A 19,680-nucleotide genomic window follows, 5' to 3' on the forward strand; every position below is an offset into this window, starting at 1 on the left:
GGTCGGGTTCAGAGCAGGTCGAGCAACGTCCGCGGTCCGAGGACGCCGGCACCGAGAGCCTCGACGCGCCGGCGCAGCTCGCGGTCGGCGGTGACCACGCGTACGGGACGGCCGCGGTCTCGGCGCTCGGCCACGGCGGCGACGACCGCGTCGTCCCCGGAGCCCGACGCGGACAGCACCTCGACGCCGGGGACCCCCGCCACGTCCCGGGCCGCGCCCTCCACCACCAGGACGAACGCAGGGTAGGTGCGCAGGCCCGGCGGGGACGGCGGACCCAGGCCTTCGACGCCACTCTCGGCGGCCGCGGCCAGCTGGTCGCGGAGCCGTTCGGCCGCGCCGGCCCGGTCGCGCCACCAGCCGTCCGGCCTGCTGCCCACGACGTTCGCCGCGTCGACCACCACCAGGGGCGCCGGTCCGACCTGGCGCAGCAGCGGCCAGGTGCTCGCGAACCCGGGGTGCAGCGCGAGACCGTCGATCTCGACCAGCGGCACCCAGGCGACGGCGTCGCTCTCCCAGTTCCGCGGCGCCAGGGCCATCGCCGAGGAGGCCGACGCGACGATCGTCGTGTAGGTCCAGCCGCCATGGTCGTCGACGTAGCCGGCTTCCACCTCAACCCTCTCGGGCTCGACTCCTGCCTCCTCGGCCGCCTCGCGAAGGGCGGCCTGCACGGGCGTCTCGTCCTCGTGCCGGGCACCGCCGAGGATGCCCCAGGTGCCACCGTGGTGGCTGCGCTCGGCCCGCAGCTGCAGGCCCACCGCCGACGCCTCGTCCGCGGGGGTGCGCAGCAACAGCCCCGCCGCGCCGAAGAGCCCCCAGTGACGGTGGCCGAGGGCGCAGGTCGTCCACCCGTCGCCACTGCTCACCCGTCACCACCGCTCACCGCCCGATCGTATGCGTGGCAGCGTTGCCCCCATGGGAGACCTGCACGAGCCCTGGCTGATCCTCGAAGCCACCCCCGACGACGCCGAGGAGTACGTGGCCTGCCACGTCGACTGCCTGGCCGAGACCTACGTCGACATCATGCCGCCGGCCTTCGCCCAGCTGCACCGCGCCGAGGCGCCGGAGAAGGTGCGCCGGCTGCGCCGGGAATGGCGGGACGGCACCCTCGACTCGTCCTGGCTCGCCCGCGACGCCGCCGGTGAGGTGGTCGGGATCGTCCAGTCGGGGCCGGGCGTCCAGGACTGGGAGGCCGCCCTCGACGCCCCGCCGACCACCGTGCCCCACCAGCTCAACCACCTCTACACGCGCCGGCGGACCTTCGGTACCGGGCTCGGCCGGCAGCTGCTCGAGGCCGCCCTGCCCGACGAGGCGACCTACCTGTGGATCCTGCACGACAACGCCCGCGCCGACGCCTTCTACCGACGGCACGGCTTCGTCGCGAACGGGGACGAGATGAACTGCGGCCCGAGCTGGTTCCACCGGACCATGTACCGGATGGTCCGGCCGGGGCTCCCGGCCGGGACGACCCCTCAGCCCAGGCCGCGCAGCGTCGCGTAGGTAGCGGCACCGTAGGCCAGGTGCGGGACGACATCGGCCGCCCAGTCTCTCGCGGCCCACGTGGCCGGGTCGCTGATGCCGAACGCCTTGAGCGGGACGTCCGAGAGCGCCATGGCCGCGCCGCCGATCACCAGGACGGCCAGCGGTGCCGGTACCTGACGGCCGGAACGACGCAGCAGCGCGTCCGCGAGCCCGGCGCCGATGCCGACGGCGACGCCCACCGCGGATCCCGACAGCGGTCCGAGGCCCTGCAGCCGGTTGGCGCGGGCGTCGTCGTCCCCCGGAACCGTGATTCCGACTCGCCCGGCCACCTCCTCGACCAGCTGCTCGGGAGTGCTGCTGGTGGCACGACCGCGGACGGTCATGTCGAGATAGGTGACCGCGTTGAGCACCGTGGTGCCGGCTGCGCCTGAGGCCGCACCCCGCCAGATTCCTCCGGACAAGGACATCTCCTGGGCCCCTGGCACTCAGGCCGGGAGCAGACCGAGCTGGGTCATGATCCCGATCTCGTCGGTGCTGCCCCAGCGCTCGACCATCAGCCCGTCCGCGAACCGGCTGATCTGAACGCCGCGCACGCTGAACGCGCGCCCGGTGGGCCCGTGCCCCTGGAACGGTCCGGTATGGGTGCCGGTGAGGGTGTAGGCGAAGGCGACGTTGTCGTCGTCGGCCACCAGGTGCTCCACCTCCACCTTCAGGTCGGAGAAGGCCGCCCGCATCCCGCCGAAGAGGTCGCGGTAGCCCTCGGGACCGGGGACCTGACCGGGGCCCGGGTCGTGGTCGACGCAGGAAGGCGAGACCAGCTCGTCGAACGCGGCGAGGTTCCCGGTGTTCACCGCCTCTCCGAACGCGGTCTGGGCCGCGAGGTTGGTGTCGCGTGACTTGTGCAGGATGCTCATCGAATCTCCGTCTGTGGGTGGTGGCGGCTCGGCCGACTTCAGGACTGCCGTCCTGGGAGGGCTCTATGTCGAGCACTACCCAGTCGTGTGCGATTCATATCCGGTCACGTGCCGACTGGCCCCAGAAGGCCTGAGCACGAGTCGATCGCGTCCAGCAGCGCCTGGCGTAGCGGCGCGGCCCGGACGGCGAAGTCGCGTTGCGCGGCGGCGTACGTCGCCCGGCCCTCGACCGTCTCGACCGGCACGGGTTCGTAGCCCAGCCCGGTCAGGTCGTACGGGCTGGCCCGCATGTCGAGCACGCGGATCTCCCGCGCCAGCGCGAACGTGTCCGCGACCAGCTCCGAGGGCACCAGCGGACTCAGCTTGTACGCGTACTTGTAGAGGTCCATGTTCGTGTGCAGGCAGCCCGGCTGCTCCAGCTCGGGCTGGTCGTCCCGGGTCGGCTGCAGCACGTTGAGCGGTCGGGCCGCCGGGGTGAAGAAGCGGAAGGCGTCGAAGTGCCCGCAGCGGACGCCGCGCTCCTCGACCACCGCCGCCACCTCGTCGGGCCCGAGGCGGAGCGGCACGCCGGGGTGCCGGAGCTCGGCGGCGGGCCACCGGTAGACCATCGCCCACTCGTGCAGGCCGAAGCACCCGAACCACCCGGGCCGCGTCGCGGTGGCCCTCAGCAGCTGCCGCGCCCAGGCAACGGTCCCGGCGCGGGCGCCGAGGACGGCGGCCACGTCCAGGCCCACCCCGCCGTCGACCTCGACGTAGTGCCGGCGGTCCAGCAGCTCGCGCGCCGCCTCGCCGCCGAGGACCACACCGGCCCCCGGGTGCCAGCGCCTCAGCTGGCCAGGCCGAAAGCTGTAGTACTCGAAGAGGAAGTCCTCGACCGGGTGCGTCGTCCCGCGACGCCGACGGTCCGTCACGCCGCCCAGCCAGCCGTCGACCCGGGACTCGTGCGCGGCGCGCCGCTGCTGCCACTCCGCCTCCGCCAGCACGATGCCACGGTACGGGGCCTGCGACAATGCCCCCATGCCCAGGTTCCTGTCGGCGCGTCCGGACACCCGTCTGATCACCCTGCCGTGGGAGACCCCGCTGGCGGAGTGGCCGGAGGAGCGGCTGGTGGCCCTGCCGCGCGGCATCTCCCGGCACGTGGTCCGGTTCGTCCGGGTGGGCTCGGACATCTACGCGGCCAAGGAGGTGCTGGAGCACCTGGCCAAGCACGAGTACCGGCTGCTGCGCGACCTGACCCGGCTGGACACCCCGTCGGTCGAGGCGGTCGGCGTGGTCACCACCCGGCTGGACGTCGACGGCGAGCCGCTGGACCCGATCCTGATCACCAAGCACCTGCAGTTCTCGCTGCCCTACCGCTCGCTGTTCAGCCGTGGCGTCCGGCAGGACACCGTCAACCGGCTGGTCGACGCCATGGTGGTGCTGCTGGCCCGGCTGCACCTGATCGGCTTCCTCTGGGGCGACGTCTCGCTGTCGAACACCCTGTTCCGCCGCGACGCCGGCTCGTTCGCCGCCTACCTGGTGGACGCGGAGACCGGCGAGCTGCACGACCAGCTCAGTGACGGCCAGCGCGAGCACGACCTGTCCATCGCCCGGGTCAACCTGTTCGGGGAGTTCTGCGACCTCGAGGCCGGCGGGCTGCTGGACGAGGCGCTGGACCCGCTGACCCTGGTCGAGACGATCGAGAACCGCTACCGCGAGCTCTGGGCCGAGCTCACCGAGGTCGAGGAGTTCGACGGCAGCCAGATGCACCGGATCGAGAGCCGCGTCCGGCGGCTCAATGCGCTTGGCTTCGACGTGGCCGAGCTGGACATCACCACCGACTTCGCCGGCTCGACCATCCGCATCCAGCCCAAGGTCGTGGACGCCGGGCACCACTCCCGTCGGCTGCTCCGGCTCACCGGGCTGGACACCGAGGAGAACCAGGCCCGCCGGCTGCTGAACGACCTCGACTACTACCGCGCCCGCACCGACCAGCAGGGCGCCGACGAGTCGATCGTGGCCCACCAGTGGCTCAACGACCGCTTCGAGCCGGTGGTCAACTCCGTCCCGTCCAACCTGCGCAAGAAGCTCGAGCCCGCGGAGCTCTACCACGAGGTGCTCGAGCACCGGTGGTTCATGAGCGAGAAGGCCGGCCGCGAGATCGCCGTCGACGAGGCGGCGCAGAGCTACATGTCGACGGTCCTGCAGGACCTGCCCGACGAGCAGATCGCCCTCTCACTCGACTCGATGGGACCGCTGCAGAACCCGTTCGACCCCTCCCAGGGCTACGCCGACGACGAGGCAGACAAGCCCTACGACCCGTGGGAGGACGAGGAGGGGGACGCCGCGGACGAGCCTCCCGCCCACGCCTATCTCGACATCGGGGCGCTGCGCGCGAAGGCCGCCAAGGGCTGACCCGCCGAAGCCGTGGCCCTGGCAACATGCTGAGGGCCGTAATGCGCACTACCCTCGTCTGATGGATGAGGAGCTGCACGCCCTGGGGGAGGACCTGATCTCGGCTTCGGCCCGGATGGTCCGCTGGGCTCCGAACGCTGCTCCCGTCACGCTCAGCCTGGCCGCCGGCCGGCTGCTGGCCCGGCTGAACGACAAGGGGCCCACGCGGATCAGCGAGCTCGCCTTGGCCGAGCGCTGCTCTCAGCCGACGATCACCAACCACGTGAAGCGGCTGGAGGCGGCCGGCCTGGTGGACCGCACGGCCGACCCCCGCGACGCCCGGGCGTGGATGATTGCCCTGACCCCCCGCGGCCACGAGGAGCTGAGGATGCTGCGCCACTCACTCGGCACCGGCCTCGAGCCGTACCTCTCCCAGCTCTCCCGTCGCGACCTCAAGGCGCTGCGGGACGGCGTCGAGGTGATGCGGCGCCTGATGACGCTGGAGGCCTGACGTCTCCGCTGCGGTGACCCCCCGGGCGGCCCAGGGGTCGGACCTGGTCCTCGCGGTGCTGCTCGCCGGCGTGGCCGCGGTGCTGCTCAAGGTGCTGTCGACCAGCCTGGACGCGGCGGACTGGGTTTTCGTCCCCCTCGTGATGCTGCCCCTCGCACTGCGCCGGTCCCGGCCCCGCACCGGCGCCACCCTCGTCGGCGTCGCCGCCCTGACCCAGGCCCTGCTGGGCGTGCCGATCGGGTTCCACGACGCGGCGGTCCTGCTGGCGCTGGCCACCCTGGGCGGCTGGACGGACCGGCGGACCGGCCTGGTGGGCCTCGGCTGCGCGTTCGTCCTGGTCGGGGTGGGGGTCTGGCGGCGCTGGTGGGGCTACCTCGACCGACGGCTCGGCCCCGACCTGACGCTGGTGCAGACCCTGAGCGCGGCGGGTGCGGTGGTCCTGGTGGTCGCCGCCTGGGCCTTCGGCGAGCAGGCCCGGCGGGCCCGCGAGGGCGACCTGGCCGTACGCCAGCGGGCCGCGCAGCTGGAGCGGGAGCGCAGCCAGCTCGCCGAGCTGAGTGCGGCGGCCGAGCGGACCCGGATCGCCCGGGAGATGCACGACGTGGTGGCGCACGGGCTGACGGTGATGATCGTCCAGGCCGACGGCGCCTCCTACGCCCTGCCGCCGGACGCGAACACCGACGTCGCCCGGTCCGCGCTGGGTGAGATCTCCCGAACCGGACGCGCCGCGTTGCAGGAGATGCGGCAGCTGTTGGGCCTGCTGCGGGCCGAGGACGGCGAGCCGGGTCAGGCGTCGGTGGCTCCCGTGCCGGGCCTGCGACGGCTCGACGTGCTGGTGGCCGAGGCCCGGGCGGCCGGCGCGGAGGTCACGCTGGAGGTCGACGGCGACCTCTCCGAGCTGTCCGAGCTGACCTCGCTGACCGCCTACCGGCTGATCCAAGAGGGGCTGACCAACGCCCGACGGCACGGCGGGGCGGTGGTCACCGTCACCCTGCAGCGGCTGGGTGAGGAGCTGATGGTCTCGGTGCAGGACTCGGGCCGGGCGTCGGGAGACGCCGCGGCCGGCCCTCCCGGCGTCGGACTGACGGGGCTCCGGGAGCGGGTCACCGCCACCGGAGGCCGGACCCGGATCGGGCCCGTCCCGGGCGGCGGTTTCGCGGTGACCGCCTGGATGCCGGCCACCTCACGGGCCGAGTCGGCTGACCAACGGGAGAGGAAAGCGTGATCTCGGTATTCGTCGTCGACGACCAGGAGCTGGTCCGGGCGGGGTTCGCGATGGTGATCGACTCCCAGCCCGACCTGCAGGTGGTCGGCCAGGCCGGCGACGGCGAGGACGCGGTCGCCCAGCTACGGCACACCGCGTGCGACGTGGTGCTGATGGACGTCCGGATGCCGCGCCTGGACGGCGTCGCGGCCACCGAGCGCCTCCTCAGCGGGTCGGGACCGCGGCCACGGGTCCTGATGCTGACCACCTTCGACCTCGACGAGTACGCCTACCGCGCCCTCCGCGCCGGGGCGTCCGGCTTCCTGCTCAAGGACAGTCCACCGGCGGACCTGCTGGCCGCCATCCGCAGCGTCGCCCTCGGCGAGACGGTGCTCGCCCCCAGCACCACGCGCCGGCTGGTGGAGCGGTACGGCCTGAGCACCGGCCGCGACCCGGAGGCCGCCCGGTTGGTGGCGTCGCTGACCGAGCGGGAGCGGGAGGTGCTGACCGCCATCGCCCGCGGCCGCACCAACCCCGAGATCGCCGCCGAGCTGTACCTCGCGGAGGCCACCGTCAAGACCCACGTCGGACGGATCCTGGCCCGGGCCGGGCGTCGGGACCGCGTCGCCCTGGTGATCCTGGCCTACGCGAGCGGGCTGGTCTCAGCCTCCGGCGACGCGCCCGGCTGACCGGCTCCCTGGGCTCAGCCGCGGACGCGGGCGGCGCGGACCGGTCGGAGCAGGGGGCGGGCCACCAGCCAGGCCACCAGGTAGGAGGTGAGCAGCAGGACCGACATCGCTCCCGCGTAGCGCAGCAGGAAGGGGTTGCCGAACGGGTCCCCGATCCTCCGCAGCGCGACCGAGACCAGGCCGTCCGGGTCGGTGATGACGTTCCAGGAGTTGAAGCGCGGGAAGCGTCCGAGGTAGGTGCCGACCACGCTGAGCAGCAGCGAGGTCACGGCGACGACCCAGCCGGCGACCCGCCCGGCGCGTGCCTCGACGACGTGGTGCACGACGAGCAGGGAGGCCAGCCCGAGAGCCAAGCCCGTGGCGGCGAAGGTGCCGATGAGCAGGGCGTCGAACCACAGCGGCGCGCCGACCCTGCTCCTCAGGTGGACGAAGTCGGTCAGGATGTACGGCGCGTTCGGGAGGAAGACCAGCCAGCCCAGGCCGAGCACCGCCAGGAGCGGCCGCGGGCCCCTCACCCGGTGCACGGCGGCGACGCCGAGCGCGAGCAGAAAGGGGACCCAGGCCAGGGCCAGGTTCCAGACCAGGAACAGGAAGGTCGGTTTGCCGACGCGATCGACCCGGACCTCGAGCAGGCCGATCGAGGCCAGTGAGGCCAAGGCCAGCGCGAGGGTCAGCCAGGCCCACCAGGACCCGAGCCGGCGGCCAACCTCGGGAGTCGTCACGGTGGCGGGCACGACGTCGAGTCTGGCACCGCGGCGACCCGGATGCACCCCGAGGTGAAGAAACAACCCGGCGCGGCAGAATCGCCGGATGAGCGTCAGCGACGTCGGGGCGGCGTACGACGAGAGGGCCGCGGAGTACGTCGAGCTGTTCGGCAGCCTCGACCAGCTGGTCGAGGCCGACCGCGCCCTCGTGGACCGGTGGCGTGACTCGACCTCGGGTCGGCTCCTCGACGCCGGGTGCGGACCGGGCCAGTGGACGGAGATCCTGCGGCAGGGGGCCCGCGAGGTCCTCGGCGTCGACCTGTCGGAGCAGTTCCTGACCGTGGGGCGACGCCGCCGCCCCACGGTGCCGTTCCTCCGGGCCTCGCTCGCGGCGCTTCCCCTGCGCTCGGGCACCGTCGGCGGGGTGCTGGCCTGGTACTCCGTCATCCACACCTCACCCGACGCGCTTCCGAGCCTGCTCGCGGAGCTCCGCCGCGTCCTCCGCTCCGACGGCAGCCTGGTCCTCGGCTTCGTCGACGGTGACTCCGGGCAGAGCTTCGACCACACCGTCATCACCGCGTACTCCTGGTCGGTCGACGCGATGTCGTCACTCCTGGATGACGCTGGCTTCGAGGTCGTCGAACATCATCAGCGACCGCCCGTGGGACGCCGCTCGCGAGCGCACGCGGCCCTGGTCGCCCGCGCCCGCTGAGCGGTACGGCCCTGGCGGCCAGCACCGAGCCCGGTCGGCGGGCCGCACCGGGAGTCTCGGCGTCGTCGCCGGCGGCACGAGAGGATGCAGGGGTGTCAGAGCCCAGGGACCGCGGGCCCGGCGAGGTGCCCGGTGCCGACTGACCCGCGCGGGCTGCGCGAAGAGGCGCCGCTGCTCGACGCGTGGCTGCGTTTCCAGGAGGCGCCGCCGACGCCCTTCACGATCCCCGGCCACAAGCAGCGCGACGACCTGGTCGGCGACGTGGTCGCGGGCGACGTCCCCCTGTACGCCGGGCTGGACACCATGAAGCTCACGGATGGCGTGTTGGCCGAAGCCGAGGAACGCGCGGCGCAGCTGTGGGGGGCCGTCTTCTGCCGGTTCTCCACCGGTGGGGCCACCCACGCCAACCAGGCGGTGGCGCTCGCCCTCGGTCGGGAAGGCGACGAAGTCATCGTCAGCCGCACGCTGCACCGCTCGATGCTGCTGGGTCTGGTGCTGGCGGGCCTGGTCCCGGTGTGGGTCCGTCCGGAGGTCGACGTCGCGACCGGGCTGCCGCTCGGCGTCGCCCCCGCGACCGTGGACCGCGCGCTCGGGGAGCACCCGTGCGCCCGGGCCGTACTGGTGGGCGACCCGTCCTACGTCGGGACCGTCGGCGACGTCGCCGGGCTGGCCGAGGTGGCGCACCGCCACGACGTGCCCCTGGTCGTCGACGCCGCCTGGGCTGCGCACTTCGGCTTCCACCCGAGCCTGCCTCGGCACGCGCTGCAGCTCGGCGCCGACGTGATGGTGACCAGCGCCCACAAGACCCTTCCCGCGTGGAGCCAGGCGGCGATCGTCCTCGCCCGGACCGGACGCGTCGACGCCACCCGGCTGGACGCGGGCGTGGAGGCGACGGCGACCACCAGCCCCGCCGGCGCCATGCTCGCCAGCATCGACGCGGCCCGGGCCCTGCTGGCGCGCGACGGTGAGCAGCTCCTCGACGGGGCCCTCCGAGCGGCCCGTGCGGCGCGCGAGCGGCTGCTGGCCGTGGCCGGGCTCGTGGTGCTCGACGGGCCGCGGGTCGACCCGCTCAAGCTGACGCTGGTGCTGTCCGGGACCGGCGCGGACGGCAACGCCGTCGAGCAGGACCTGCTGGCGGAGGGGCTGCCCGTCGAGTCGGCGGACCGCGACGTCATCGTCGCCGTGGTCTCGCTGGCCGACACCCGGCAGACCCTGGACGCCCTCGCCAACGCGATCGGACGCTCCATCGAGCGACACCGCGGCCGGCCCCGCGACGTGGTCGCCGCCGCGACGTACCGGGTCGACTCCGAGACCGCGGTGCCGCCCCGCCGGGCCTTCTTCGCCGCCGCCGAGGTCGTGCCGATCGACCTGGCGACCGGACGGATCAGCGCCGAGCTGGTCGCGCCCTACCCGCCGGGCATCCCCGTCCTCGCCCCGGGCGAGAGGATCACCGAAGGCACCCTCACCGCGCTGACCCAGGCCCGCGCCGCCGGCGTCCGGATCGCCTACGCCGCCGACCCGTCGCTGCGCACGCTGCGGGTGCTCCGTCACCAGGACTGACGCCGGCTGCCCGAGCCCTCGGCCACACCCAGGTTCCACCCGCAGGAGGACCGGGCGCCTCCCAGGGACGGACGCGCCGGGCCACTCGACGGGGCAGGGTCGAGACATGACGTCACCGCTGGTCCACTCCTCCCACCGGCCTCTGCGGATCGCGCTCGACGTCGTCCTCCGCGCCGGCGGTCTCGTCGCCGCCGTCGCGGCGCTGACCGCGTTGGCCGACGGGACCGACGCCCTCGCCGACGGTCTCGACGTGTTCTTCAAGCTCTGCGTGCTCGCCTTCGCGCTCGCGTTGCTGGACGGGCTCTTCCAGCGCGACCGGCTGCGGCTCTACCTGGTCTGGGCCTTCGTCGTGCCGCTCGTCGGCCTGTTCGAGACGGCGGACTACCTCCGCTCCAACCTCACCGGCCCGGGCGCCTATCCGAACCTGGCGGCAATCGGGCTCAGCGACGTCGCCGAGACCTACGTGCTCTACGCCGCCCTGGTCGGCGCCCCGGCCGCGGTGGGGGTCCTGCTCGGCGTCCTGCTCCGCCCCCTCCCGGCCACGCCGGCACCGACCGTGGCCACCTCGAGCCCTAAGGTGTGGCCATGACCTCGACTCCCTCGCCGCACCGACGGGCCGACCCTCCTGCTCACCAGCTACGACTTCTCGCCAACCTCGGCCCGGCGGCGACGGTGGTGCTCGGGTCGCTGACGGTCTGGCTGGTCGTCGCGACGCTGCAGAACCTGGCGCAGCCGATGTCCTCGGCGGTCGTGGCCTCGCTGCTGGTGAACACCGTCGCCACCGTGCTCGCGGGTCTGGCGACCTACCGGCTCGGGGTCGAGGCGCCCCGCTTCGTGCGCGGCTGGCAGGCCGCCCTCGTCGAGCGGAACGACGTCCTCCGCCACCGGTGACCCGCGCGCGCTCCCCGCGCCCCTGACCTCCTCGAGCGTGGCCGGCCGGCTGTAGACCGGTAGGCTGCCGCGGTGACTCTCCGGCTCTACGACTCCGCGACCCGCGGGATCCGCGACTTCGTGCCCGTCGTCCCCGGACAGGTCTCCATCTACCACTGCGGGCTCACCGTCCAGTCCGCTCCGCACGTCGGCCACATCCGCAAGGAGGTGGTCTTCGACGTGCTGCGCCGCTGGCTGAGGCACCGCGGGTACGGGGTCACCGTCGTCGCCAACGTCACCGACATCGACGACAAGATCCTGACCAAGTCGGCCGAGGCAGGGGTGCCGTGGTTCGCCCACGCGTACCGGTTCGAGCGCGAGCTGCACGACGCCTACGCTGCGCTGGGCTGCGAGCCCCCCACCTACGAGCCGCGCGCCACCGGCCACGTGCCCGAGATGATCGAGATGATCAAGGTCCTGATCGAGCGCGGCCACGCCTACGCGGCGGCCGACGACTCGGGCGACGTCTACTTCGACGTCCGTTCCTGGCCCGCGTACGGGTCGCTGTCGGGGCAGAGGATCGACGACATGGAGGCCGCCGCCGACGCGGACCCCCGGGGCAAGCGGGACCCGCGTGACTTCGCCCTGTGGAAGGGGCACAAGGAGGGCGAGCCGCTGACCGCCTCCTGGTGGACGCCCTGGGGCCGCGGCCGTCCCGGCTGGCACCTGGAGTGCTCGGCGATGGCCGGCAAGTACCTCGGCGACGAGTTCGACATCCACGGCGGCGGCATCGACCTGCGCTTCCCGCACCACGAGAACGAGCTGGCCCAGTCCACGGCGGCCGGCCAGCGCTTCGCCCGCTACTGGATGCACAACGCCTGGGTCACCGCGGCCGGGGAGAAGATGAGCAAGTCCCTGGGCAACGGCGCGCTCGTCTCCGAGGTCACCCAGACCTACCCGCCCCGGGCCGTCCGCTTCTACCTCGCCCAGCCGCACTACCGCTCGGCGATCGAGTTCTCCGACGACTCCCTCGCCGAGGCGACCGCCGCCCTGGCCCGGATCGACGGGTTCGTCGAACGGGCGGCTGAGCTGGTCCCCGACGCGGACCGGGCCGAGCTGCCGCAGACCTTCGCTGAGGCCATGGACGACGACCTCTCCACTCCCGCGGCCGTGGCCGTGCTCTACGACGAGGTGCGCGACGGCAACAGCGCCCTCGACGCCGGTGACCTCGAGGCGCTGGCCAAGCACCTCAGCCACGTCCGCGCGATGCTCGCCGTGCTCGGGCTGGACGCCGAGGACCCGGTCTGGCAGCGGCAGCGCTCGGCCGACGAGGACTACCGGCCGGTGGTCGACGGCCTGATGGCCGCGGTCCTGGCTTCTCGCGACGAGGCCCGCTCGCGTCAGGACTACGCCGCCGCCGACGCCGTCCGCGACACCCTGACCAGCCTCGGCATCACCCTCGAGGACACCCCACGCGGCGCTCGCTGGTCGCTGACCAGGAAGGGCTGACATGCCCGGGAACAGCCAGCGCAAGGGCGCTGTCCGACGCAAGGGCAAGGGCAACACCGCCGGCTCGGGCGGTCGCGTCCGGCGCGGCCTGGAGGGTCGCGGCGCGACCCCGAAGGCCGAAGACCGTCCTTACCACAAGTCGTACGTGTCCCCGAAGTCCGCAGCGGCGGCCGCCGCCCGGGGTCGGAACGAGCGTGGCGGACCCCCGCAGCGCACCGGCCGTCCCGGCACCGGGCCCGAGTGGGTCGCCGGCCGCAACCCCGTGCTCGAGGCGATGCAGGCGGGCATCCCGATCAAGACCGCGTACGTGTCCGAGGGCGCCGAGCGCGACGACCGGCTGCGCGACATCCTCAAGCTCGCCGCCGACACCCGGACGCCGATGCTCGAGGTGACGCGCGACCAGCTGGACAAGATGACCGGCGGCGCGATCCACCAGGGGGTGGCCCTGCAGCTGCCCGAGTTCGCCTACGCCCACCCCGACGACCTGCTCGCGGCCGCGCTGACCGCCGACGGCGAGCCGCTGGTCGTGGCCCTGGACTCCATCACCGACCCGCGCAACCTCGGCGCCGTCGTCCGCTCGGCGGCCGCGTTCGGTGCCAACGGGGTGCTGATCCCCGAGCGCCGCTCCGCCGGCATGACCGCCGCCGCATGGAAGACCTCGGCCGGCGCCGCCGCGAGGATCCCGATCGCCCGGGCGACCAACCTGAACCGCTCGCTGCGGGCGTTCAAGAGCGCCGGCTTCACCCTCGTCGGGCTGGACGGGGAGGCCGACGTCGACATCGCCGACCTGCCGCAGGCGTCCGGACCCCTGGTCCTGGTCGTGGGCAGCGAGGGCGACGGGCTCTCCCGGCTGGTCCGCGAGGCCTGCGACGTGATGGCCTCCATCCCGATCAGGACCGACGTCGAGTCGCTGAACGCCGGCGTGGCCACCGGGATCGCCCTCTACGAGATCTCGCGCCACCGGGCCTGACCAGCCGAAATTCCACCAGGCCTCGGCGCCGCTGAGCGCGGCCATCGCCACCCGCGGGCACGCCGGAGGCCAGCGCGCTTTCCCTGCTGGCCGTGGTCGAGACGGAGCTGCTCATGCCCGCCGACCTGGTCGACCGGGCGCCGATCGGGGTGGCGAACCCCGGGGGTCGGACCGGTAGATTGGCGCCGTGACGCTCACCACCGAGACCCCCGCCGCGCTCGACTACGCCGCCACCGCCTCGCAGGCCTACCAGTCCGCGCTGAGCGTGATCGAGTCCGTCGAGCCCCGGATCGCCGACGCGACCCGGCAGGAGCTGGCCGACCAGCGCAGCTCGCTCAAGCTCATCGCCTCGGAGAACTACGCCTCCCCCGCGGTGCTGCTGACCATGGGCACCTGGCTCTCCGACAAGTACGCCGAAGGCACCATCGGGCACCGCTTCTACGCCGCCTGCCAGAACGTCGACACCGTCGAGGCGGTCGCGGCCGAGCACGCCCGCGAGCTCTTCGGCGCCGAGTACGCCTACGCCCAGCCGCACTCGGGCATCGACGCCAACCTGGTCGCGTTCTGGGCGATCCTGGCCCACCGGGTCGAGCTGCCGGAGCTGGCCGAGCTCGGGGTCAAGGGCATCAACGACCTGACCGAGGAGCAGTGGGAGACGCTGCGGCACAAGTTCGGCAACCAGCGCGCGCTGGGCATGTCCCTGGACGCCGGCGGCCACCTCACCCACGGCTTCCGCCCGAACATCTCCGGCAAGATGTTCCACCAGCGCTCCTACGGCACCGACCCCGAGACCCAGAGGATCGACTACGACCGGTTGCGCGCCACGGCGAAGGAGTTCAGGCCTCTGGTCCTGATCGCCGGCTACTCCGCCTACCCCCGTCGGGTGAACTTCGCCACGATGCGCGAGATCGCCGACGAGGTCGGCGCCACCCTGATGGTCGACATGGCCCACTTCGCCGGCCTGGTGGCCGGCAAGGTCTTCACCGGCGAGGAGGACCCGGTCCCCTACGCCGACCTCGTCACCACCACCACCCACAAGTCGCTCCGGGGCCCCCGCGGCGGCCTCGTGCTGGCCACACGTGCGTACGCCGACTCGGTCGACCGCGGCTGCCCGATGGTCCTCGGCGGCCCGATGGGCCACGTGATGGCGGCCAAGGCCGTCGCCCTGGCCGAGGCCCGGACCCGTGAGTTCCAGACCTACGCCCAGGCGGTCGCCGACAACGCCAAGGCCCTGGCTGACGGCTTCCTCAACCGCGGCGCCCGGCTCGTCACCGGCGGCACGGACAACCACCTCGTGCTGCTGGACGTCTCCGCGTACGGGCTGACCGGCCGGCAGGCCGAGTCGGCGCTGCTCGACGCGGGTATCGTGACCAACCGCAACGCCGTCCCGAGCGACCCGAACGGCGCCTGGTACACCTCGGGCGTCCGGCTGGGCACCCCCGCCCTGACCACCCGCGGCTTCGGTGCCGACGAGTTCGACCGGGTCGCCGAGCTCGCGGTGAGCGTGCTGAAGCAGACCACCCCGGTCACAGCCTCGAACGGCCAGCCGGGCAAGGCCAAGTACGTCCTGACCGACGGGGTGGCCGACCGCACCCGGGCCGCGTGCGCCGAGCTGTTGGCGGACTTCCCGCTCTATCCGGGGCTGCAGCTCTAGCCCTGGGCGGCAGGTACGATCGCCGAAACCCTCCACGAGTCGGGCAGGCGCCATGGCACCCACGACAGTCACCACGATCGTGCTCGTCCTCTTCGCCGTCGGCGTGTTCGTGCTGACCGGTTACGCGTGGCTGGGGGCGTGGAACCTGGCCGTGCCCCGACCGCAACCGCTCCCGCCCGGCGAGGAGATCGAGGCCGCCGTGATGCAGATGCGGCAGGCGATCGAGGACTACGAGCGCCGTCAAGCCTAAGGTGATCCACAGCCTGCTCACGGTTTAGTCACAGGTTGGTCTCGGAGGGCCCTTCTGGCCCGGAGCGGCTCGAACCCTCCTAGTCTTCCCTGCGAAGCATCGGGGACCGGTGCCTGCCTCGAGGAGTCACCTGTGTTGCACCACCACCGCCCAGCCCGCCGCGTCGTCAGCTGCGCCGCCGCGTTCGGCACCATCGCCGCCCTGACCCTGGCCGGGGTACCGCGGACGGCCGCCCAGCCGCTGTCCCCCATCGAACCGGGCAAGGACACCAGCAACGGCCAGCGTGCGCGCAAGGGCGACTACGACTCCCGGGCCGGCTCGGCCAAGCAGCAGCTCGAGGCCGGTCAGAAGGTGACCGCGCGGCGCGCTGCCGCGCAGTCCGCCCTCAACGTCGAGCTCGGCACCCAGGGCATCCAGCAGATCGACTCGGTCACCGCGACGCCGAAGATGGTCGGTCGGCTCGACGGCTTCTTGACCAAGGCCTCGAAGAAGAAGGCCGACGTCATCGTCCTGGCCTACGTCCGAGCCCACCTCGCGGCGTTCGGGCTGACCGAGTCCGACCTCGACACCTTCGTGCTCCGTCGCCGCTACACCGACGTCGCCGGCATCCAGCACCTCTCGTGGATCCAGCGGGTCAACGGCGTCGACGTCTTCGGCAACGGCCTCAAGGGCAACGTGACCAAGCACGGTGAGCTGATCTCGATCCAGGGCTCCCCGATCGCGAACCTCGCCGCACAGGCCGCCGCGGCCGGTCCGCAGCCAGAGCTCGACGCCGCACAGGCCCGGCAGAAGGCGGCGACCGACGTCGGCGGCCGCGTGGCCTCGGCGGAGTCCCGCAGCGCCAAAGCCGGACAGCTGGTCACCTGGAGCAACGACGACCGCGCCCAGCTGGTGTGGTTCGCGACCAGCCGCGGGGTCAAGCTGGCCTGGTCAACCTACGTCCAGGCCGGCGGCGCCGACCTCAACTACCAGCACGTGGTCGACGCCCGTACCGGCTCGGTGCTCTACCGCCATGACACCACCGACAGCGACCAGGACACCACCCCCGGCGCTACCACAGCCGGCAGCAGCACCACCCCGTCGACCAGCGGCAGCCCGAGCACCGCGACCGACGCCACCACGTCGGCCGTGGCCAGCAGCAAGGGCCAGGCGCTGGTCTTCAGCAACTACCCGGGCGCGCCGAAGGGCGGCAAGCAGAAGGTCTACGACCTGGTCAAGCACAAGATGGTGGCCAAGAGCGCCACCTCGCTCAGCGGCTACTACGTCAACGCGTTCGCCGACGTGAACGACGACAACGTCGCGAACGCCGGTGAGACGGTGGCCGTCCCCGGCTCGACCGGCAGCAAGCCGCAGTACAAGTTCGTCTCGTTCCCCACCGTCAACACGCTCTGCAGGAGCACGCGGCTGTGCACCTGGAACCCCAGCCAGCCGAACTCGTGGACCGTGAACAAGGCGGCGGACGTCACCCAGGGCTTCTACTACAACAGCCTCTACCACAACTACCTGCTGGCCAAGCCGTTCGGCTTCACCCGGGCCGCGGGCAACTTCGAGCAGCGCGACGGCGACGCCGTCCAGCTGAACGCCCTCGACGGCGCGGCCACGGCCGGCGGCCTGCCGGACGGCAACCACATCGACAACGCGAACATGAACACCCCGCCGGACGGCATCGCCCCGACCATGCAGATGTACCTGTTCCACTACCCCGGCGCCACCAACAGCCAGGACGGGCTGCTGCCGACCTCGTCCTCGTTCGACCCGAGCGTGATCCTGCACGAGTACACCCACGGCCTCTCCAACCGGCTCGTGGTCGACGCGACGGGCAACTCGACGCTGAACAGCGTCCAGGCCGGCTCGATGGGCGAGGCGTGGAGCGACTACTACGCCGAGGACTACCTGGTCACCCACAAGCTGGAGACCGACACCAAGACCCCCGGTGACGTCGTCACGGGCAAGTACGTCGACGCCGGTCAGCACCTGATCCGCACCATGGGCATCGACTGCCCGGTCAACACCACGTCGAGCCGCTGCACGGCACCGTCGGGGGCCCGGGGCGGCTACACCTACGGGGACTTCTCCACGATCATCGGCTACCCGGAGGTGCACGCGTCCGGGGAGATCTGGGGCCAGACCCTGTGGGACCTGCGCGCCCAGCTGGGGCACTCCGTGACCGGGATGCTCGCCACCCGGGCGATGGAGCTGTCGCCGTCGGACCCGAGCTTCCTCGACATGCGCAACTCGATCCTGCAGGCCGACCAGGCCGTCTACGGCGGCCACTACCGGGCCAAGATCTGGAGCGTCTTCGCCAAGCGCGGCATGGGCTTCTACGCCGCCTCGCTGCGGTCCCAGGACACCAAGCCGGCCCAGAGCTTCGCCAAGCCGCCGACCAAGTCGACGCCGAAGGTCACCGTCAAGGGCCGGGTCCGGGACGGGCTGAGCGGGCGTCCGCTGGCCCACGCGCTCGTCACGATCTCAGGGCACGACTCCGGCTTCGCCGGGGACTACCGGGCGTTCACCGACGCGACCGGCCTCTTCAAGATCGCCAAGGTCCCGACAGGGACGTACCCGGCCATCGCGACCTACGTCTCGGGGTATGAGATCCCGAGCCTTCGGGTCAAGGTCACGAAGTCGGGGGCGACGGTCTTCTTCAATCCCCGGCGCGACTGGGCGGCGGCCAGCGGGGGCGGGGAGGTCGCGTCCTTCACCGGCCCGGACTTCACGCCGTACGGCTGTGGCCCGGACCGGGCGATCGACCTGAGCCAGGGCAACGGCTGGGGCACGACGACCGGTACCGACGGCAGCCCGACGAACACCATGATCCCCAAGGCCGTCGTGGTGCACCTCGCGGACGCCATCACGCTGTCCTCGTTCGCGGTGGACCCGTCGAACACCTGTGGTGACGACGCGAGCTCAGCCACCGGCAAGTACCGGATCGACACCTCGCCGAACGGCTCCACCTGGACCCTGGCGGCGTCCGGGACCTTCACCAAGGCCAACGTGGGCCGGCTCAACGCGGTACCGGTCGCCTCGCCGGTGGCGAACGTCAGCTACGTCCGGTTCACGATGCTGTCCCCGCAGGTCCCCGGTTTCGCCAGCAACTGCCCCGACGGCGGCTACACCGGGTGCCAGTACACCGACATGACCGAGCTGGAGGTCTACGGGACGTCCTGAGCGGTGACCCCCGGACCGGCCGGGGCGGAGCGGGCGCGCAGACTGGGGCGGTGAGCACCCCTCTGACGACCCGCACCCTCGGCCGGGCCGAAGCCGCCCTGACCGTCTCCGCCCTCGGCCTCGGCTGCATGGGGATGAGTGAGTTCTACGGCACCTCGGACGAGTCCGAAGCCGTGGCCACCATCTCCCGCGCCCTCGACCTCGGGGTCACGCTGCTGGACACCGCCGACATGTACGGCCCGTTCACGAACGAGATCCTCGTCGGCCGGGCCATCGCGGGCCGGCGGGACGAGGTGGTGCTGGCGACCAAGTTCGGCAACGTCCGCGACCCCGACGACCACTCGTTCCGCCGGATCGACGGCAGCCCCGAGTACGTGCGTGAAGCCTGTGACGCCAGCCTGCAGCGACTGGGCGTCGACCACCTCGACCTCTACTACCAGCACCGCGTCGACAAGACCGTGCCGGTGGAGGAGACGGTCGGGGCCATGGCCGAGCTGGTCAGCGCGGGCAAGGTGCGCTTCCTGGGGCTCAGCGAGGCGAGCGCGGACACCATCCGCCGGGCCCAGGCCGTGCACCCGATCACCGCGTTGCAGACCGAGTACTCGCTCTGGACGCGGCACGTCGAGGACGAGATCCTGCCCCTGCTGCGCGAGCTCGGGATCGGGCTGGTCCCCTACTCCCCGCTCGGCCGGGGCTTCCTGACCGGCACCATCACCTCGACCGACAGCCTCGAGGCCGGCGACTTCCGCCGGCACAACCCGCGCTTCGCGGGCGAGGCCCTGGAGGCGAACCTCGGCATCGTCGCGGCGGTACGGGCGATGGCCGACGCCAAGGGCATCACGCCGGGGCAGCTCGCGCTGGCCTGGGTGCTGGCCCAGGGCGAGGACGTCGTCCCCATCCCCGGCACCAAGCGCGTCCGCTACCTCGAGGAGAACGTCGCCGCCGCGGCGGTCGAGCTCACCGAGCAGGACCTCGCCCAGCTCGAGGAGACCGTGCCGGCCGCCGTCGGCGACCGCTACCCCGACATGAGCAGCATCGACGCCTGACCCCCGAGCCTGTCGAAGGGCCGCCCGAAGACCGGGTAGCAATCGGCCGCGTACTCGCGGCTGCTTG

General features: G+C 72.6%; 20 protein-coding genes. 15 read left to right on the forward strand and 5 right to left on the reverse strand.

The window, feature by feature from the left end:
* Window positions 1-8: 8 nt before the first annotated feature.
* A complete protein-coding gene (locus tag ACFE7W_RS15935; protein ID WP_375425804.1) occupies window positions 9-863 on the reverse strand; it encodes an NUDIX domain-containing protein in 855 nt (284 codons plus the stop codon).
* 49 nt (window positions 864-912) lie between these two features.
* On the opposite strand from ACFE7W_RS15935, the gene ACFE7W_RS15940 reads away from it, so the two are divergent.
* Window positions 913-1,497 carry a GNAT family N-acetyltransferase gene (locus ACFE7W_RS15940; protein ID WP_375425805.1) on the forward strand — a complete coding sequence of 195 codons (585 nt, stop codon included), beginning with the start codon at window positions 913-915 and terminating at the stop codon, window positions 1,495-1,497.
* Here the strand turns inward: ACFE7W_RS15940 and ACFE7W_RS15945 are convergent.
* From ACFE7W_RS15945 to ACFE7W_RS15955, 3 genes are all read right to left on the reverse strand, one after another.
* Window positions 1,470-1,940, reverse strand: coding sequence for a hypothetical protein (locus ACFE7W_RS15945; protein ID WP_375425806.1), 471 nt, complete (start codon window positions 1,938-1,940; stop codon window positions 1,470-1,472). The genes ACFE7W_RS15940 and ACFE7W_RS15945 overlap by 28 nt on opposite strands.
* A 24-nt stretch (window positions 1,941-1,964) precedes the next feature.
* Window positions 1,965-2,393: an ester cyclase gene (locus tag ACFE7W_RS15950; RefSeq protein WP_375425807.1), complete on the reverse strand. Its 429-nt coding sequence runs from the start codon at window positions 2,391-2,393 to the stop codon at window positions 1,965-1,967.
* Between the two features lie 104 nt (window positions 2,394-2,497).
* Complete coding sequence (locus tag ACFE7W_RS15955; protein ID WP_375425808.1) at window positions 2,498-3,412, reverse strand: 3-methyladenine DNA glycosylase; 915 nt, start codon at window positions 3,410-3,412, stop codon at window positions 2,498-2,500.
* Here ACFE7W_RS15955 and ACFE7W_RS15960 point away from each other — a divergent pair.
* The 4 genes from ACFE7W_RS15960 to ACFE7W_RS15975 all read left to right on the forward strand — a co-directional run bounded on the left by ACFE7W_RS15960 (window position 3,411) and on the right by ACFE7W_RS15975 (window position 7,170).
* Window positions 3,411-4,787, forward strand: a complete 1,377-nt coding sequence (locus ACFE7W_RS15960; protein ID WP_375425809.1) for a DUF4032 domain-containing protein — start codon at window positions 3,411-3,413, stop codon at window positions 4,785-4,787. The genes ACFE7W_RS15955 and ACFE7W_RS15960 overlap by 2 nt on opposite strands.
* A 61-nt stretch (window positions 4,788-4,848) precedes the next feature.
* Entirely contained in the window at window positions 4,849-5,277 is a 429-nt protein-coding gene (locus ACFE7W_RS15965; RefSeq protein WP_375425810.1) for a MarR family winged helix-turn-helix transcriptional regulator, read from the forward strand.
* A gap of 13 nt (window positions 5,278-5,290) precedes the next feature.
* Window positions 5,291-6,502 carry a sensor histidine kinase gene (locus ACFE7W_RS15970; protein ID WP_375425811.1) on the forward strand — a complete coding sequence of 404 codons (1,212 nt, stop codon included), beginning with the start codon at window positions 5,291-5,293 and terminating at the stop codon, window positions 6,500-6,502.
* On the forward strand, window positions 6,499-7,170 hold the full coding sequence (locus ACFE7W_RS15975; RefSeq protein WP_375425812.1) for a response regulator: 672 nt from the start codon (window positions 6,499-6,501) through the stop codon (window positions 7,168-7,170). The genes ACFE7W_RS15970 and ACFE7W_RS15975 overlap by 4 nt, the downstream gene beginning before the upstream one ends.
* A gap of 14 nt (window positions 7,171-7,184) precedes the next feature.
* Here the strand turns inward: ACFE7W_RS15975 and ACFE7W_RS15980 are convergent, their stop codons facing one another.
* A complete protein-coding gene (locus ACFE7W_RS15980) occupies window positions 7,185-7,904 on the reverse strand; it encodes a DUF1361 domain-containing protein (protein WP_375425813.1) in 720 nt (239 codons plus the stop codon).
* 76 nt (window positions 7,905-7,980) lie between these two features.
* On the opposite strand from ACFE7W_RS15980, the gene ACFE7W_RS15985 reads away from it, so the two are divergent.
* From ACFE7W_RS15985 to ACFE7W_RS16030, 10 genes are all read left to right on the forward strand, one after another.
* Window positions 7,981-8,586, forward strand: coding sequence for a class I SAM-dependent DNA methyltransferase (locus ACFE7W_RS15985; RefSeq protein ID WP_375425814.1), 606 nt, complete (start codon window positions 7,981-7,983; stop codon window positions 8,584-8,586).
* Between the two features lie 132 nt (window positions 8,587-8,718).
* Entirely contained in the window at window positions 8,719-10,146 is a 1,428-nt protein-coding gene (locus ACFE7W_RS15990) for an aminotransferase class I/II-fold pyridoxal phosphate-dependent enzyme (RefSeq protein ID WP_375425815.1), read from the forward strand.
* Window positions 10,147-10,252: 106 nt separating this feature from the next.
* Window positions 10,253-10,735 (forward strand): hypothetical protein, encoded by a 483-nt coding sequence (locus ACFE7W_RS15995; RefSeq protein ID WP_375425816.1) that lies wholly within the window; start codon window positions 10,253-10,255, stop codon window positions 10,733-10,735.
* On the forward strand, window positions 10,732-11,037 hold the full coding sequence (locus ACFE7W_RS16000; protein ID WP_375425817.1) for a hypothetical protein: 306 nt from the start codon (window positions 10,732-10,734) through the stop codon (window positions 11,035-11,037). Before ACFE7W_RS15995 ends, ACFE7W_RS16000 begins: the two co-directional genes overlap by 4 nt.
* A 72-nt stretch (window positions 11,038-11,109) precedes the next feature.
* On the forward strand, window positions 11,110-12,525 hold the full coding sequence (cysS, locus tag ACFE7W_RS16005; RefSeq protein ID WP_375425818.1) for a cysteine--tRNA ligase: 1,416 nt from the start codon (window positions 11,110-11,112) through the stop codon (window positions 12,523-12,525).
* Window position 12,526: 1 nt separating this feature from the next.
* Entirely contained in the window at window positions 12,527-13,495 is a 969-nt protein-coding gene (gene rlmB / locus ACFE7W_RS16010; RefSeq protein ID WP_375425819.1) for a 23S rRNA (guanosine(2251)-2'-O)-methyltransferase RlmB, read from the forward strand.
* A 187-nt stretch (window positions 13,496-13,682) separates the two neighbouring features.
* Window positions 13,683-15,149 (forward strand): glycine hydroxymethyltransferase, encoded by a 1,467-nt coding sequence (locus ACFE7W_RS16015; protein ID WP_375425820.1) that lies wholly within the window; start codon window positions 13,683-13,685, stop codon window positions 15,147-15,149.
* Window positions 15,150-15,201: 52 nt separating this feature from the next.
* Complete coding sequence (locus tag ACFE7W_RS16020) at window positions 15,202-15,399, forward strand: hypothetical protein (RefSeq protein WP_375425821.1); 198 nt, start codon at window positions 15,202-15,204, stop codon at window positions 15,397-15,399.
* Between the two features lie 132 nt (window positions 15,400-15,531).
* Window positions 15,532-18,567 carry a M36 family metallopeptidase gene (locus tag ACFE7W_RS16025; protein ID WP_375425822.1) on the forward strand — a complete coding sequence of 1,012 codons (3,036 nt, stop codon included), beginning with the start codon at window positions 15,532-15,534 and terminating at the stop codon, window positions 18,565-18,567.
* Window positions 18,568-18,617: 50 nt separating this feature from the next.
* Complete coding sequence (locus ACFE7W_RS16030) at window positions 18,618-19,613, forward strand: aldo/keto reductase (RefSeq protein WP_375425823.1); 996 nt, start codon at window positions 18,618-18,620, stop codon at window positions 19,611-19,613.
* Window positions 19,614-19,680 lie beyond the last annotated feature (67 nt).

The organism is uncultured Friedmanniella sp. (genome assembly GCF_964244285.1).
Lineage (GTDB): Bacteria > Actinomycetota > Actinomycetes > Propionibacteriales > Propionibacteriaceae > Microlunatus.